Annotated in this window: 16 protein-coding genes and 1 pseudogene; 7 read left to right on the top strand and 10 right to left on the bottom strand. The window is 70.3% G+C overall.

Annotated features, from left to right (window positions below):
• Window positions 1–93: 93 nt before the first annotated feature.
• The 5 genes from LX12_RS17470 to idi form a co-directional block, all read right to left on the bottom strand.
• Window positions 94–894 (bottom strand): GAF and ANTAR domain-containing protein, encoded by an 801-nt coding sequence (locus LX12_RS17470; protein ID WP_253655852.1) that lies wholly within the window; start codon window positions 892–894, stop codon window positions 94–96.
• An 89-nt stretch (window positions 895–983) separates the two neighbouring features.
• A complete protein-coding gene (locus tag LX12_RS17475; protein WP_253655853.1) occupies window positions 984–2,426 on the bottom strand; it encodes a flavin-containing monooxygenase in 1,443 nt (480 codons plus the stop codon).
• A 51-nt stretch (window positions 2,427–2,477) separates the two neighbouring features.
• Window positions 2,478–2,705 carry a hypothetical protein gene (locus LX12_RS17480; protein WP_253655854.1) on the bottom strand — a complete coding sequence of 76 codons (228 nt, stop codon included), beginning with the start codon at window positions 2,703–2,705 and terminating at the stop codon, window positions 2,478–2,480.
• A 124-nt stretch (window positions 2,706–2,829) separates the two neighbouring features.
• Window positions 2,830–3,762 (bottom strand): hypothetical protein, encoded by a 933-nt coding sequence (locus LX12_RS17485; protein WP_253655855.1) that lies wholly within the window; start codon window positions 3,760–3,762, stop codon window positions 2,830–2,832.
• Window positions 3,763–3,821: 59 nt separating this feature from the next.
• Window positions 3,822–4,373 (bottom strand): isopentenyl-diphosphate Delta-isomerase, encoded by a 552-nt coding sequence (gene idi, locus LX12_RS17490; RefSeq protein WP_253655856.1) that lies wholly within the window; start codon window positions 4,371–4,373, stop codon window positions 3,822–3,824.
• A 195-nt stretch (window positions 4,374–4,568) separates the two neighbouring features.
• On the opposite strand from idi, the gene LX12_RS17495 reads away from it, so the two are divergent.
• From LX12_RS17495 to LX12_RS17505, 3 genes are all read left to right on the top strand, one after another.
• The gene (locus tag LX12_RS17495) at window positions 4,569–4,805 is read left to right on the top strand and encodes a DUF6480 family protein (protein ID WP_253655857.1); all 237 of its coding nucleotides are present in this window, start codon (window positions 4,569–4,571) and stop codon (window positions 4,803–4,805) included.
• Between the two features lie 174 nt (window positions 4,806–4,979).
• Window positions 4,980–5,999, top strand: coding sequence for a GGDEF domain-containing protein (locus LX12_RS17500; protein WP_253655858.1), 1,020 nt, complete (start codon window positions 4,980–4,982; stop codon window positions 5,997–5,999).
• Window positions 6,000–6,046: 47 nt separating this feature from the next.
• Window positions 6,047–6,271, top strand: coding sequence for a DUF6480 family protein (locus tag LX12_RS17505; protein ID WP_253655859.1), 225 nt, complete (start codon window positions 6,047–6,049; stop codon window positions 6,269–6,271).
• Window positions 6,272–6,278: 7 nt separating this feature from the next.
• On the opposite strand, the gene LX12_RS17510 is transcribed toward LX12_RS17505, so the two are convergent.
• On the bottom strand, window positions 6,279–6,677 hold the full coding sequence (locus LX12_RS17510; protein ID WP_253655860.1) for an ATP-binding protein: 399 nt from the start codon (window positions 6,675–6,677) through the stop codon (window positions 6,279–6,281).
• A 172-nt stretch (window positions 6,678–6,849) separates the two neighbouring features.
• Here LX12_RS17510 and LX12_RS17515 point away from each other — a divergent pair, with 172 nt between their 5' ends.
• Entirely contained in the window at window positions 6,850–8,379 is a 1,530-nt protein-coding gene (locus LX12_RS17515; protein WP_253655861.1) for an FAD-dependent oxidoreductase, read from the top strand.
• A gap of 21 nt (window positions 8,380–8,400) precedes the next feature.
• On the opposite strand, the gene LX12_RS17520 is transcribed toward LX12_RS17515, so the two are convergent.
• Window positions 8,401–9,246: a SigB/SigF/SigG family RNA polymerase sigma factor gene (locus tag LX12_RS17520; RefSeq protein WP_253655862.1), complete on the bottom strand. Its 846-nt coding sequence runs from the start codon at window positions 9,244–9,246 to the stop codon at window positions 8,401–8,403.
• A 388-nt stretch (window positions 9,247–9,634) separates the two neighbouring features.
• Window positions 9,635–10,483, bottom strand: a complete 849-nt coding sequence (locus tag LX12_RS17525) for an SDR family oxidoreductase (protein ID WP_253655863.1) — start codon at window positions 10,481–10,483, stop codon at window positions 9,635–9,637.
• A gap of 232 nt (window positions 10,484–10,715) precedes the next feature.
• Between LX12_RS17525 and LX12_RS17530 the strand changes: the two genes are divergently transcribed.
• Window positions 10,716–11,165, top strand: coding sequence for a DUF4383 domain-containing protein (locus tag LX12_RS17530; protein ID WP_253655971.1), 450 nt, complete (start codon window positions 10,716–10,718; stop codon window positions 11,163–11,165).
• 58 nt (window positions 11,166–11,223) lie between these two features.
• Window positions 11,224–12,129 (top strand): annotated as a pseudogene (locus LX12_RS17535) (manganese catalase).
• A gap of 61 nt (window positions 12,130–12,190) precedes the next feature.
• Here the strand turns inward: LX12_RS17535 and LX12_RS17540 are convergent.
• Window positions 12,191–12,469: a hypothetical protein gene (locus tag LX12_RS17540; RefSeq protein ID WP_253655864.1), complete on the bottom strand. Its 279-nt coding sequence runs from the start codon at window positions 12,467–12,469 to the stop codon at window positions 12,191–12,193.
• A 375-nt stretch (window positions 12,470–12,844) separates the two neighbouring features.
• Between LX12_RS17540 and LX12_RS17545 the strand changes: the two genes are divergently transcribed.
• Entirely contained in the window at window positions 12,845–13,978 is a 1,134-nt protein-coding gene (locus LX12_RS17545) for an esterase/lipase family protein (protein ID WP_253655865.1), read from the top strand.
• A 149-nt stretch (window positions 13,979–14,127) separates the two neighbouring features.
• Here LX12_RS17545 and LX12_RS17550 read toward each other — a convergent pair whose 3' ends face one another.
• The gene (locus tag LX12_RS17550) at window positions 14,128–15,417 is read right to left on the bottom strand and encodes an HNH endonuclease (protein ID WP_253655866.1); all 1,290 of its coding nucleotides are present in this window, start codon (window positions 15,415–15,417) and stop codon (window positions 14,128–14,130) included.
• Window positions 15,418–15,782 lie beyond the last annotated feature (365 nt).

Here is a 15,782-nt window from a genome sequence, read left to right on the forward strand (position 1 = left end):
TGTCGTCAACGCTCGTTGTCACGATACGACGGTGGTGCACATGTGTAAACCCACTGCGAGGCGGTCACCCGACAGCACCCGCAGTGAACTACGTCACAGGGTGTCGGTGTGTTCCCGATCGCGCGACAACGGCGGGTGATCGGCGTGGACCAGCCGTTCCGCGACCTCCGACAGGCGCGTGTTGGTGTTCTGCGAGAGCTTCCGGATGAGGTCGAAGGCGCGGACCGCGTCGATGTCGAACCGCTCCATCAACATCCCCTTGGCCTGTCCGATGATGTCGCGCGACGCGAGCGCGCTGCGGAATTGTGACGACCGTCGGGCGCCGGAGATGGCGACGGCGGCGTGGGTGGCGAGGATGTGCGCGAGGTCGCGCGTCTCGTCGTCTAAGGCGTGCGAGCGCTCGGAGTAGAGGTTCAGCGCACCCATGTCCAGGTCGGACACGTAGAGCTGGATCGACAGCGACGACCGGACCGGCAACTCGCCGAGGATCGCCGCGGTCAACGACGGCCAGCGGCGTTCGGCGTCCATGTCCGGGACCTCGATGGTCTCGTGTTCCCAGACCGCCTCGTAGCACGGGCCCTCGTCGTGGGTGTGCTGCAGCGCGTCGAGACGCTCGGGCACCGGGCCGGTCGGGGCCGTCGACTCCAGGTAGGGCTTCTTGACGCCGCGACGCCGGCTGACGAGCGTGATGCCGGAGTGGTCGACCGCGGGCAGCAAGGTCACCGCCGCGTGCGTCACCTCGGCCAGGACGGCCGACGGGTCGATCCCGCGCGCCTCGATGCCGTGCAGTTGGCGCGCGAGCCGCGCGATGGCGGTGTGCACCTCGAGATGGTCGTCGTACAGGTCCGGCGCGGTGTCCCGCCGGTCCGACTCGTCGTCCACGGTGTGCACCATCGCCGCTCCCCACGTTCTCGGGTTCCTGGTCGGGACGCGGTCTACCCACTGCGACGGCGTCCTAATCCACGTGACGACGGCGGGCGGGCTCAGGCATGCAGGTAGTCCGAGGGTCGGAGACGGCCCGCCCGACGACGGTAGGACCGCATCGACCACTGCCAGTTGTGCGTGTCGTGTCCGTCGCGGTCGTGGTACCAGTTCCGACACCCGGCCCAGACCGTGCGGTGCTCCGCTGCGCGGACGTTCCGTCGGAAGCGCTCGTGGACCTCGGGACGCACCTCGAGCGCCGCACCCGATCGTCGGATCTCGTCGACCGCGTCGAGGATGTGGGCGGTCTGGGTCTCGAGCATGAAGACGATCGACCCGGCACCGAGATTCGTGTTCGGGCCGTAGACGAGGAACATGTTGGGGAAGCCCGGCACGGACAGGCCCAGGTGGGCCGACGCCCCGTCGCGCCACGCGTCGGCGAGCGTCGACCCGTCACGGCCGGTGACCGACACCCCCGTCAGGAACTCGGTGGTCGCGAAACCCGTTGCGAGGACGACGACGTCGCAGGGATGGACGACACCGCCGACGACGAGCCCGTCGGCCGTGAGTCCCTCGACCGCGCCGCTCACGACCTCGGCGTGTCGACGTTGCAGCGCGGGGTACCAGTCGCTGGACACCGTGATCCTCTTGCAGCCGATCTCGTGGTCGGGTGTCAGTCGCGCCCGCAGGACCGGATCGGGCACGGCAGATCGCAACTGGCGCAGGAACAATCGGCGCATCAGGCGCATCGCCTGCGGGAACCGCCAGAACGCGAGCGTGAACGCCTCGAACGCCGTCCAGATGCCCACGCGAGCGACCGCTGCGTACCCCGGGATCGCGCGGTGCGGCGACCCGTAGTCGGCGTCGGGTCGGGCGAGCACGTACGGCGCGCTCCGCTGGACCACCGTCAGATGGGCTGTCTCGTCGACGATCTCCGGGACGACCTGGACCGCGCTCGCGCCGGTCCCGACCACGGCGACGTCCCTCCCCCGCAGGTCGACGTCGTGGCGCCAGCGGGCGGTGTGGAACACCGGACCCGGGAACCCCGCCGCCGCGACGGCCTCGGGGGTCGCCCAGCCCGGGACGGACGGCACCGACAGCTGGCCGACCGCCGGGACGAGGACGTCGGCGACATGGACGGTCCCGTCGTCGAGGTCGAGATGCCAGGCGCCGTCACGCCACGCCGCGGCGACGACTGTCGTCGACAGCCGGATCCGGTCGCCGATGCCGGCATCGGCGACACACCGACGCAGGTAGGCGTGGATCTCGGGGCCGGGCGCGAACCGGCGTGACCAGGCGACGGTGCGGGCGAACGAGTAGCTGTAGATGTGTGACGGTGCGTCACACGCCGCGCCCGGGTAGGTGTTGGCCTGCCACGTGCCGCCGACGTCGTCGGCCTGCTCGAACACGACGAACGACCGGTGTCCACGGGCGGCGAGACGCAGCGCGACGCAGAGTCCACCGAACCCGGCCCCGATGACCGCGACCCGCGGCTCCGACGACATGGTCGATGATGGACACCCATCTGGACAGGTGTCAACGGCGGGCGGCGTGGGTCAGCGCGAGGGCGACAACACCAGCGAGGCGATGACCCGCTCGACGCCCTTCTCCTGGTCGATCTCCCGGGAGTGCGTGATCCGGGACATCGGCGCGGCGATCCTGGCGCCGCCACCGATCGGCTGGAGTTCGACGAAATCGACCGGGCTGTGTCGCACGGCGACGACGGTGCACACGCACCGCCGCCCGTCGGGCAGAGCCACCGACACGAGATTCCCCTTGAGCATGAACCGCTCCTCACCCGCCTCGCGGCGCGGTCGGGTACCGACAGTGCCGACGCCCGGTGATCTCGTCAGCGTCGTCGCCGTGACATACCCGTCCCGTCGGCGACGAAACGTCGCGGACCGGCCACTACTGATAGCTGATGTAGTCCGGCGACGGCGCGAGCGCGAGCACCTGCGCGGGGTTCATCACCCCGATGTCCTGGCGGTAGAAGACCTTGAAGCCGGGGTGCATCCGCGGGTCGGCGAGCTCGGCGTACTTGCGGACCTTGGTCCCCGTGGTGCCGAACCCGTCCGTGTGGGCGATGAGCGCCAGCTCCGGCGGGGTGAGGACGCCGCCGCGGCCGGTGATCATGTCCGGGGTGAACTGGTGCAGCACCAGGGGCTTCTGCGGCAGGGCGCCGCGACGGGTCAGGTCGGCGAGCCACGTCACGACCCCGTTCACCTCGCCCCCCGACACCGTTCCGATCTGCGTCCCGGGCACGACGCCCGACGGCATCCGCCACTCGGCGTCGAGGGCCAACCCAACGTCGGGTTGCGTCAGGAACCGCGTCCACCGCTGCACCTGGGGCAGGAACGGGCACTGGCCGGGCTGCACGTCGAGGACGAGCATCTGCCGGTGCGCACGGGCGGCGGCGAGGTAGCGGTCCACGTCCGCGTCGGCGATCGGGTGCGAGTAGCAGCCGCCGGGTCCCGGCGTCGGGTCGGCGACGGTCACGATCATCTCCATGACGGGCAGCACCGGCCGGCCGGGCCGCGCGTACGCCGCCGCCTGCTGTTCGAGCCGGACGGCGGCCTGATCCGGCGTGCCGACACCCAGGGCGCCCAGACCACCACCGTCATCGGTGCCGTACAGCGCGACGAGCCGCTGCCCCGGGAACAGGACGCGTCCCCCGCGCGGCAGTTCGGGTGGCGTCGGCGCGGCCGCGCTCGATGCGGACTCGACGCGTGGAGACGAGTCCGCGGGAGGCGCCGGCGTCGACGCACCGCACGCCGCGGTGCCGAGGAGAAGGGCCGCCGCGGCGGCGGCGACGGCACCACGGATCGCTCGTGTCCCACCCACGGTCGGCGATGGTGCCACGCCGCGGGACCGTCCCGGGGTGGTGGGGCGGGTGCGGCGGGTCAGACCCCGGCGACGCCCGCCGGGCGGAGGAGGTCGTCCGGCGTCAGCTGCGACACCTGGTCGACGAACCACGGGCTGAACGCCCACGGCGTCCGTTCGACGGCCGCCCAGACGTCGACGACCGGCGACCACGTGTGTTCGGCCACCTCGTCCGCGGCGGGACGCACCTCGCCGACCGGACGCGCCGTGAAGACGGGGCAGATCTCGTTCTCGACCACGCCGCTGGCGTCGACGGCGCGGTAGCGGAAGCCGGGCAGGACGCAGCGCAGGTCGGCGACCCCGAACCCGAGCTCTCGCGGGGCGTAGCGATGGATCGCGTCCGGGACCGCCTCCTCGGGTCGCGGATGCCCACAGAAGGAGTTGGTCCACACGCCGGGCCATGTCCGCTTGCTCAGTGCGCGGCGGGTCATCAGGATCCGGCCGGCGTCGTCCACCACGTGGCAGGAGAAGGCGAGGTGCAGGGGCGTGTCCGCGGTGTGGACCGTCGTGCGGTCGGCGACGCCCGTCGGTGCGCCCGATTCGTCGGTGAGGACCACCAGATCTGCGTTCATGTCTCCCGACCGGTGTCGTGCGTGATGTTTCTGGACTGATCGTACAGAGACTGCGCGGGACGCACCGTGCACGCGTGCGACGTCCGCGACCGAACCGAGACCTCCCCGGTGCTGTCGTCACCGTTCGGCCGCACCTTCGCGCCCGGGCCGTCCGCGCCTCGTCAGGCCCCCCGGGTCGCTCGTAGCGTGGCGATCGTGACCGAGCCCGAGAATGTCCCCGACCTCGAACCCGGCGGCGGTGTCGCACCCGGATCGACCCCTCCCGCAGCGGAATCCACGACCTGGGTCCGCGACGACGCGGACCCGGACGTGACACGACGGTTCCCCCCGGGCGGCCGCACCGGCAAGATCCTCGCGGCCGCCCTGGTGCTGGTGCTGCTCGCGTTTCTCGTCGCCGCGGCGATCGGGGTGGGATTCAACTACGCGACCTGACAGCACCGTCCCGGACGAACCGGTCATCCGACCGATTGACCGCGGCGCCCCCGCGTGACCTTTGTTACCGTTAACAGGTTCGCGATCGCGGATTGTGATCAAGCATGCGCAGCACCGCAGGTGCGCGCTCGTCCGGGGGAGATGCCAGCGTCTGGGTGGGGAGTGATCCGGCGGATGCCCGCGCCGGTCACGTGGGTTCCGACTCGCGACAGTGCGATCGACGGGCCGGTACGGGTCACCACCACGATGGCGTGTGTCAGCTTCGCCGGGTGGGCGGCCCTGGCAGCAGGATCGGGACTCGCGGCGACGGCCACGAACACCCGCCTGCTGTGGTCGCTGGTGGCCCTCGCCCTGTGCCTAGCCACGACGTCGGCCGCCACGCCGTCGACGTTCGAGGGCCGCGGGGCCGTGGCGTTCGTCGTCGCGGCGGACGTCGGCATCGCGCTGGGCGTGACGGCCGTCGCGGACGAGACGCTCGCGATGATGGGGTGTTCCCTCTTCCTCTTCGTCGGTGCGTTCGCCGGCCTGCTGGTCGGGCGACTGGCGTTCCTCGCACACATCGCCATCTCGGTGGGGTGTCTGGTGGCGGTCGCGAGCTCGGCGACGCCGAGTGGGCGCACCACGATCCTGCTGAGCCTCGCGACGTGGCTCGCGCTGGGCGTCCCGTTGACCGTCCGTGCACTGTGGGGTGACCTGCGCCCCCGTGCACAGCTGGCGTACACCGACTCCCTGACCGGCGCGGCGAACCGTGCCGGACTCGAGCGCAACTTCGCGTCGCTGCAACCGATGGCGCACCGCCGTGGTCTCGCGGTGGCCGTCGTCATCGCCGACATCGACCGGTTCAAGACGGTGAACGACGTCCACGGGCACGCCATCGGCGACGCGGTCATCGGCGAGGCTGCGCGGCACCTGTTCGAGCATTTCGGGGCCGGTGCGACCGTGGCCCGGCACGGCGGCGAGGAGTTCACCGTGCTCGTCGCCGGGGTGCCCGGGGAGGTCCGGTATCGCGTCGGCGCGTTGCCCACCGTCACCCCGGGCGAGCGCGGTCCGCAGGTCACCATGAGCGTCGGTGCGGCGTGGTGCTCCGTCGAACCGGGATCGACCGACTCGTTGTGGCGTGCTGTCGGGGTCGCCGACGCCGCGATGTACGAGGCGAAAGCCGGCGGCGGCAACGCCTGCGTGCACCGGCTCTGACCCGGTCCGCGGTTTCCGCCCCGGTGCGGGCGGGTAACCGCCTGCGCATGACCGAACCCGAACAGACACCCGATCTCGAGGTTGGCGGCGGCGTCACCCCCGGCGACACACCGCCCGCAGAGGCCACCACCTCGGGACTGTCCGAGCCCGAACCCGATGCACGTCACCGCTTCTCGACGACCGGCGTCGCCACCATCGTCGCCGTGGCCCTGCTCGTCATCGTCTTCGGTGCGGCCGTCGTCGCGATCATCTACGAGATCGCGGGCGGCTGAGCGCGTCTCACGCCGGTTCGCGCAGCTTGCTGAACGACACCACGACGTCGCGGCCGTCGGGACGATCCGCACTCGTGACGTCGACGTGGTCGACGGACGCGTTCACCAGCTGCCACCCGACACCCACCCCGAGTCGACGACGGCCCGTCTGGACCACGCCGCGGATCTCGCCGTCCGCGGCGTGCGGTCCGGTCACCACCGAACACGTCAGGGGGTGACGGTGGTCGGACCGCTCGACGATCTGCTCGCAGATCTCCGTCACCGCCAGCACCAGGTCCGACGTGGTCTCGACGCTGAAGTCGACGCGCAACAGCAGCGTCTCGAGCATCGCCCGGATGAGTCCGACCCGGTGCGGCGCGACCGTCACCGTCACCATCGCCGACGACCGCGTCCAGTCGTCGTCCACGTGGACTCCTCCCGTCGCGGGCTCCGTCCCACCGCTGCCTGGCGGTGGTCGATCGTCGGTCCGTCCGGCGATACCCGACCCCCGCCGGGGCGAAACGTCGCCGGGTGGGCCGTGTTTGTCACCCCTGAATGGGGGGTAACCCAACGGCGCCCGTGACGACGTGAGGGAGACGATGACTTCGCTGTGGCTCGAGAACCGTTCCCGCCCTGCCACTCCTGTGCAGGTCGCCGATCTGGACGGGTCCCGCTTCGACCATGTCGTGGTCGGGGCCGGGATCACCGGCATGGTGACGGCCGTCCTGCTGGCCCGCGCCGGCGCGAGCGTCGCGGTGCTCGAGGCGCGCCACCTCGGGGCGGTGACCACCGGGCACACCACCGGCAAGGTCAGCCTGCTGCAGGGCACGCGCCTCTCGACCATCGCCCGTCGCCACGACCGCGACGTCGTCGCGGCCTACGTCGACGCCAACCGTGAGGGCATGGAGTGGCTGCTGCGGTTCTGCGCCGACCGCGACCTCTCCGTCGACCGCGAGACCGCCCTGACCTATGCCACGGACGAGGACTCCGCCGACACCATCGTCGCCGAGCATCGCGCCGCCCGGGCCGCCGGGCTCGCCACCGAGATCGTCGCCGACACCGACCTCCCGTTCGACGTCGCCGCGGCCGTCGCGTTGCCGGACCAGGCCCAGTTCGACCCGATGCCGGTGCTCGATGCCCTCGCCGACGACCTCCGTGAGCACGGCGGAGTGCTGATGGAGGGGGTTCGCGTGCGAGGGACCGGGTCGCCGCTGCCCGGCCTGCCCGGCGTGCTCCCCCGCGGCGACGTCACGATCCGCACCGATCACGGCCGGGTGCGCGCCGCGACGATGACACTGGCCACCGGCATGCCGACACTCGACCGCGGCGCCCACTTCGCCCGCCTCACCGCACAGCGGTCCTACGGCGCGGTCTTCTCCCTCGACGAGGAGCGCATCCCCCGCTCGATGTCCCTGGCCGCGGGATCTCCGTCGGTGTCACTGCGGTATGCGTGGCGCCCGTCGCCGCACGGCTCGGAGCGGGTGCTCCTCGTCGGCGGGTTCGGACACGAGACGGGTCGGGCGTCGTCGGAGCGATCGCACACCGACGAGCTGATCCGCTGGACCCGGGCCACCTTCCCCGGCGCCGAGATGCAGAACCTCTGGTCGGCCCAGGACTACTCGTCGGTCGACGAGCTGCCCGTCGTCGGACCGGTCGTCCCCGGCGACGACCGCATCCTGGTCGCGACCGGGTTCGCCAAGTGGGGCATGACGAACGGGGTGGCCGCGGCGCTGGCGTGCAGCGGTCGGATCCTCGGGGGCAACCACCCATGGGCGCGGGTGTACCGCGCGTGGCGGCCGTCGCAAGTGACCTCGGTCGCCTCGGCGGCACAGATGAACGCACAGGTCGCCCGACACATGGTCACGGGCTGGGCGACCGCGGTCACCCGCAGCGCCGACCGGACCCCGTCGGCCGACGGTGACGCCACGGTCGGGCGCTCCGGCGTGCGTCCCGTGGGTCGGTGCCGCGTCGACGGCGCCGAGAAGAGCGTCACGCCGGTCTGCACGCACCTCGGCGGGATCCTGCACTGGAACGACAGTGAGCAGTCCTGGGACTGCCCGTTGCACGGTTCGCGCTTCGCCCCCGACGGCGAGGTGCTCGAGGGACCGGCCACGCGCCACCTGCCGTGAGGTGACCGGCCGGGCCCGGCGTCAGGCCGCCCCGGCCGTCCAGTCCTCGTCGACGGACCGGTCGCGGACGCCCGCCCGCAGCCGGTCGAGTGTGGCCGACAGGATCCGCGATACGTGCATCTGCGAGATCCCGATCTCGCGGGCGATCTGCGACTGCGACATCGAGTCGAAGTACCGCAGCACCAGGATGCGGCGCTCGCGGGGCGGCAGGGCGTCGATGGCCGGACGCACCGACACCAGCTCGTCTATCTGTCCGATCCGCTCGTCGCGGCTCCCGAGGGTCTCCCGGATGCTGGGGGTCGCCGAGTCACCGCCGAACTCCGCGTCGATCGAGGTCGTGTGGTACGACGCGCCGGCAACGAGCCCGTCGATGACGTCGTCGATGGCGAGGCCGGTCTCGGCCGCGATCTCCGACGGCTTCGGTGACCGACCGAGGCGCTGCGACAACGCGTCCGAGACGCGCGTGATCTGGAGGTAGTTCTCCTTGGTGCGGCGCGGGACCCGCATGCACCACGCCGCATCCCGGAAGTACCGGCGCACCTCGCCCATCACCGTGGGCACGGCGAACGACAGGAAGTCACTGCCCCGTTCGGGGTCGTACCGGTCGATGGCGTTCACCAGGCCCACGCGAGCGACCTGGACCAGGTCGTCGTAGGGCTCGCCCCGCCCGCCGAACCGGCGGGCGACGTGATCCGCCAGAGGGAGGCACCGCGCGATGACACTGTCGCGCAGGCGTTCTCGATCTCGACCGCGTGCGGCAGCCACCTGCGAGAGAACGTCCGGCACATCGGAGTAGTCGTCGTCGTGACTGCGCGAACGCGCGGAGGTCGGTGCGACGGAGCGATCGGGAGAATCGTTGGAAATCATGAATCACCCTGTTTCTGGGTTGATCTCGGATTCGGCGCAGAGTCCGTCGACGACCTGTCCGCGTCCCGTGGGAACGCGGACACAGCCGACAGGATGGGGGTGTGCGCATTTCTCGCGCCGACGACCGGTGAGATGCAGGGCTTCCAACTGAACCGTGCGTCCGATCTCTTCTCGATAGTGGCACGTTCGGGCCGAGATGAACACCCTCGACCCCGCCGAATCGGGTCACGAACGGTCACCGAAACGCTCCGACCACCGCGGATCGGGTAACGATCGCGAAACAGATCGCGCATGCGGCATACGTTGACCGCGCACGACGACGGGCTGCGTGGCTCATCGCATGCGTGCGTCGTCGGCGCACGCGGGCGCGACGACGCGCGCCGCGGGTTCAGCCGGGCAGGGTCTCGCCGCCGATCGGCGCGAGCACCTCGCCGGAGTAGTACGAGGACATCGTCCGCGCGGCGAAGAAGACGAACGACGGCGCGATCTCGTCGGCATGCGCCGCTCGCCCGTACGGGACCTGGGCGCCGAACTCCGTGACCTGCTCCGCGGGCATGGTCGCCGGGATGAGAGGTGTCCAGACAGGGCCGGGCGCAACGCAGTTGACGCGGATGTCCCGCTCGAGCAGCGACTGCGCGAGCGAGTAGGTCAGGGCCGTCACCGCACCCTTCGCGGCCGAGTAGTCGATGAGCGTCTTGTTGCCCCGCAGCCCGTTGATCGACCCGGTGTTGATGATCGCGCCACCGCCCGTCAGATGCTCCACCGCCGCGCGGGTGACGTGGAAGAAGCTGTGGATGTTCACGTCGAACGTGCGATACCACTGCTCGGGGGTGAGCTCGAGGAAGTCGTCGACCGGGTTCTGGAACGCCACGTTGTTGACCAGGATGTCGAGGCCGCCGAGGGTGTCGACCGTCTGGGTGACGAGGTCCCGGCAATGCTGCGGATCAGCGAGGTCACCCTCGATCGCATGCGCCTGCCGGCCCTGCGCGGTGATGAGATCACAGGTACGAGAGGCGTCTGCGGGCTCGGCGAGGTGGGCGATGACGACGTCTGCCCCCTCCTTGGCGAACGCGACCGCCACTGCCCGGCCGATACCGGAATCACCACCGGTCACCAGAGCCCGCTTGCCCGCGAGCAATCCGCGTCCCTCGTAGTCGCGCATCTCGTCACGGGGCTTCTCCGACATGTCCTCGGTGTGACCGGGGTAGTCGATGGTCTCCTCGGGGTGCTCGCTCATACCGGCACGGCTGCCCCGTCGGGCCGTCGTCGAAACCTGCTGCGCCGACGGGTGTCAACCGTGACCAGGTTTCGTACACGACCGTGCGGGAAGCCTGCCGGGTGTCCGCGGCCGAGGCCGACGCTGCGGCGGTCAGCGGTGTCGGATGACACCGAACCACCGTTCCTGCTGGAGGACGATCGTGACCACACATCCGGGCGCAGCCCATCCGGGTGCCGGCGTGACCCCCGACCTGCGCCGGTCTCCCCTCCGACTCGCCTCCGCGGCGGTCGGTGCCGTTTTCCTGGTGGTCGGGATCCTCGGCTTCATCCCCGGGATCACGACGGACTACGACATGCTCAGCTTCGCGGGGCACCACTCCGGTGCGAAGTTGTTGGGCGTCTTCGCCGTGTCCGTCCTGCACAACATCGTGCACCTGCTGTTCGGCGTCGCCGGGCTGGCGCTGTCGCGCACCGCGGCCACGTCGCGTGCGTTCCTCGTCGGCGGCGGCGTCATCTACGCCGTCCTGTGGATCTACGGGCTGGTGGTCGACGAGACGAGCTCGGCGAACTTCGTGCCGCTCAACACCGCCGACAACTGGCTGCACTTCGCATTGGCCGTCGGGATGATCGCGCTGGGACTGCTCCTCCCCGCCGCCCTCACCCCGGGCACCCGGACCGTGGACCGTCGCACGACCCGCTGACATCCACCCTCACGCGCCACGACGACACCGCGGAAACCTCTGCGGCGAAGGGACTCCCATGTTCACCCACACCGACCACCTGTAGTTCGACGTCGCCCCCGAGAAGCCGGACCCCGTCTACGCGCGGAAGCTCCAGGAACTGCTCGGCGGCACCTACGGCGAGATGACCGTGACGATGCAGTACCTCATGCAGGGCTGGAACTGTCGCATGAAGGGCAAAAACAAGGACCTCATCATGGACGTGGCCACCGAGGAGATCGGCCACGTCGAGATGATCGCCACCATGATCGCGCGACTGCTGGAGGGCGCGCCCGCCACCGAGTCGACCATGAACGCGGCCGCGGACCCCGTCGTCGCCGCCGTGCTCGGCGGGATGGATCCGCAGCAGGCGATCGTCAACGGCGGTGGGGCCATGCTGGCGAACAGCAACGGTGTCCCGTGGCAGGGCAGCTTCGTGGTTGCGAGTGGGAACCTGTTGACGGACTTCCGATCCAACGTGTCGGCGGAGTCGCAGGGCCGCATGCAGACCGCCCGGCTCTATCACATGACCGATGACCCCGGCGTCAAGGACATGTTGAAGTTCAACCTCGCCCGCGACACGTACCACCAGAACATGTGGCTCGCGGCCATCGAGGAACTCCGCGCCGACGGGTACGAGGACGTCGTCGCACCCAACGCCCTGCTCGACGAGGAGCACGCCGAACACGCCACCTCCCTGTGGCACCTGTCCGACGGTGCCGACGCCGACAAGGGTCGATGGGCCCGCGGGACGGCACCGGACGGTCGGCACGAACTGGGCTTCCTCGCCGACCCGCGCCCGCTGGGGAACAAGCAGGCGGGTCCGCCGCCGGACCCGAAGCTCTACGCCACCTACGACGGTGCGATGGGCGAGCCACAGTCGGCGCAGCTCGGCACCGAGAAGGGCGTGATGGGCAAGCTGAAGGACGCGGTCGACCCGACCTGACGCGGATCACCCCAGACGCTGTGTGCCACTCGAGGAGTGGCGCACCGCGTCTGTCGTCGTGTCAGCGGGGCAGCGCGCCGAATGCGACCGTGAGCAAAACGATCGCCAGCAGCAGCAGCCCGGCGATCACGAGCACCCCACCGTGGTCGCCCAGGAGCAGGCGTTCGGGGTCGAACGCCTCGACGAGGTCGGTGTCGGTCGCGGGCGTGGTCGTACCGGTCGGCGCCGCAGCGGGGATCGCTGCCGCCGTCGGCGCGGGCGCGGGGGCGGCCATCGCGGCGTCGAGGGTGGTCATGCCCTCGTCTCCGGGATCCGGCGGCGAATCGGTGAGCGGGTGCATCGGGAGTCCCTCCAGCGGATGGGGCGGCCGGACTCCGGTGTCTGCATCCGACGGAACGAGTTCGAGCCTAGATACCCGATGGTTTCGCGAACGAATCCTGAGCAGGTCCGGTTCCGGATCGATACGGGCACGATCGCAGATAACGGAGCGGTAACGGGGTGCCCGCGCGACACGGTGCTCTCACCAACGTGACGCGACCGAATCGGGGTTCGGGGGTTCCCCGTTGGAACAAGACCCAAACATGACGCATCGTCGCCGGTCGTTGACCGAACCCCCTCGCAAAACCCCCATGATCGTGAGCACAGCTTCCTACCGTCTGTGAGCGTCGACCGGGCACACCGGCCGGCGATCACCCACAGACAACCGGGGAGTCCCATGACCATCACGAACAGCCGCCTGCGGCGGGCCGCCGTGGCCTGTATGTCGGTGGCCGCGGCCGTCGGCATCACCGTCGGTGCCACCGGACCCGCCACCGCCGCGCCGTCGGTGCAGCAGCTGGCCGACGTCATCAAGACCGGCCTCAAGTCACCGAAGACGTCCAGCAACCTGCAGGCGCGTCAGCAGAACGTCACCACCGCCGCCGCACCGACCGTCATCCCGACGGGCACCGACAGCACCTCCAGCGAGACCGTCGGCGTCGGCCCGCGCCAGACCCGGTTCATCCCGGCGTTCGCGTACTCGGCGTTCCACCCCGACGCCGCACCCCCCGGGGCCAACAACTACAGCTGCAAGCCGAAGTCGGGCCAGCGACCGGTGGTCCTCGTGCACGGCACGTGGGAGAGCGCGTACGACAACTTCGCGATGATGTCGCCCGACCTCACGACGGCCGGCTTCTGCGTCTACACCTTCAACTACGGCAAGCTGAACATCACCAACGGTGGCGGGGTCATCTCGCTCATCCCGGGTGCCAACGGCACGGGGGACATCCCGACGTCGGCCGGCCAGCTCGCCGCGTTCGTCGACAAGGTCCTCGCCCGCACCGGCGCGTCCAAGGTCGACATCGTCGGCCACTCGCAGGGCGGCGTGATGGCCCGGCAGTACCTGAAGTTCAACGGTGGCCAGGCCAAGGTGCAGAAGCTCATCACCCTGGGTGCGACCAACCACGGCACGACGCTCGACGGGATCGGCGCCCTGGGCCGGACCATCAACAACCTCGGCATCGACGTCCTCGGACTCGCCTCGCTCCCCGTGGGTGTCGCGGGCATCCAACAGGTCGTGGGGTCGGACTTCATCAACAACGTCAACGCCGGCGGCGACACACTGCCCGGCATCGACTACACGATCATCCGGACGAAGTACGACGAGGTCACCACGCCGTCGGAGTCGACGTTCCTCACCGCGGGCCCCGGCGCGACGGTCAAGAACATCACCCTCCAGGACGGATGCCCCATCGACTTCTCCGATCACGTGTCGATGTCCTACTCGCCGCGGGCGATCACCCTCGTGCAGCAGGCCCTCGACCCGACCACGAAGCTCGTCTGCACGGTGAACGGGTTCATCACCGGCTGACGATCCCCCACTCGACCCACTGCGCCCGGCCGTCTCCCCCGACGACCGGGCGTGGTGCGTCTTGCGCCACACACTGTGTAGTTGTCATGGTCCTGATGCGGTCCTGACCGGTGGTCAGGTGCGGGAAATGTGCTGTCGCTGAGTCGTTGTCAGGCGGCCATGGTGTCGAGGCGCAGTGTTCGTCGGTTGTAGGCGGGTTGTGGTTCGCGGTGTGGGTCGACGGTGGCGGGTGGCCGGATCCAGGGGTGGCGGTCGGGTCCCATGACGATCTCCCAGCCGTGCTGGTGGACCGCGACGTGGCAGGTGCGGCACAGCAGACACCCGTTGTCACACGTCGTGGGCCCGCCCTGGGAGTGGAAGACGATGTGGTGGACATCGGTCCACGAGGCGGGGTTGCCGCACATCACGCACGACTGGTCACGCGCGACGATGGCTTTGCGGGTGCGGCCGGTGAACAACCTGGCGGTGGGTGAGGTGTCGATCGGCGCGGCGTCGACATCCACGGCGATGCGGGTGACCGAGGCGTCGCATGACAGCAACGACACCGCCTCGTCGGAGACGCTGCCCATCCACTGCAGATGCGCCGGCCCGGCCGGAGTGATCCCGCAACACTCATCGTGGGTGGCGGGTACGGTCAGCAGGATCTCGGTCTTCGCCGATCCGACGAGCCCATCTATCCCGAGCGCTCGGGACGCGGCCTCGAGCACTTGCACGAACGCATCCGCCCGCCGCTGCGGCGCCGACCGCGGATCCGGTGTGCCATCGGGTAGCGGTCTAGGCCGTGACGCGGTGTCAAGACACGAGATGAGCCGTTCGCCGGCGACGACGTCGAGGTCGAACGACCCGGCCAACCGGCCGTCGTCGCGTTGCGCCCACGACACCTCGTTCAACGTCGTGTCCTCGGCGACGGGCGTGCCCGCCTCGTCGCCGGCATCCACCGCTGACCCGTGCTCCAGCGCGATAGCCCGCGCCCGGTCGTCGATCTCGACCGGGGACCTGCCCGCCAACGCGTGCCCGATCAACACCGCCTCGGTCTCGACCGCCAACTCCGACCCCAACGGGGACCGTGTGCGCATGCAGACGTGCCGAACTCCGCGGGCGACGGCATCGGCATACTCGCCCGACAACGATCCGTCCCGCAAATGCCTTGCCAGCGCCGGCAGGTGCGCGATCGCCCGCCCGAGCCGGATGGCCCGCGCCGCCACGACCGGCACACAGCCGTGACGGCGCAGCAACTCCCGCACCGACATCCCCACCCGCTTCGCGGTACCCCGGCACTCGACCTCTCCGGTCACCCGGGCCAGCAACCCGTCCGCGGCGTTCCGCGCAGTAACCGCCGCACGCACCCCCGCCAACAACGCCTCGTCGTCGGTGGGCATCTCGCACTCGCGGACGGCATCGGCGAGGCGGTCCGCCGCCTCGAGCACTTCGTCGAACATGTGTGCGACACTATCTGCGCTGACAGACATCAGCAGCCCCGATCAGGCTGGATCTCCGCAATCTGGGGAACCAGCGGGATCTGTGGACAACCCCCTCCGCGAATGCCGCCGCGTCCGCGATCGGCCTGTGGGAGGCGGGACCGTGGCCGGGCAGGATTCCGGCACTCGACCTCCCCGGTCACCCGGGCCAGCAACCCGTCCGCGGCGTTTCGCGCAGCGACCGCCGCACGCACCCCCGCCACCGGCCGCGACACCGCAGCGGCCCCACGATCTGTGGAGGCACATCGATCTGCGGAGTCCATTCGGTAACGCACGCGTGCCCCGTGGCGATGGATGGTCGGACACCTGCCGCGTCAGGGGGTGCG

Origin of the sequence: Williamsia serinedens (assembly GCF_024171725.1) — a bacterium.
Classification (GTDB): domain Bacteria; phylum Actinomycetota; class Actinomycetes; order Mycobacteriales; family Mycobacteriaceae; genus Williamsia_A; species Williamsia_A serinedens.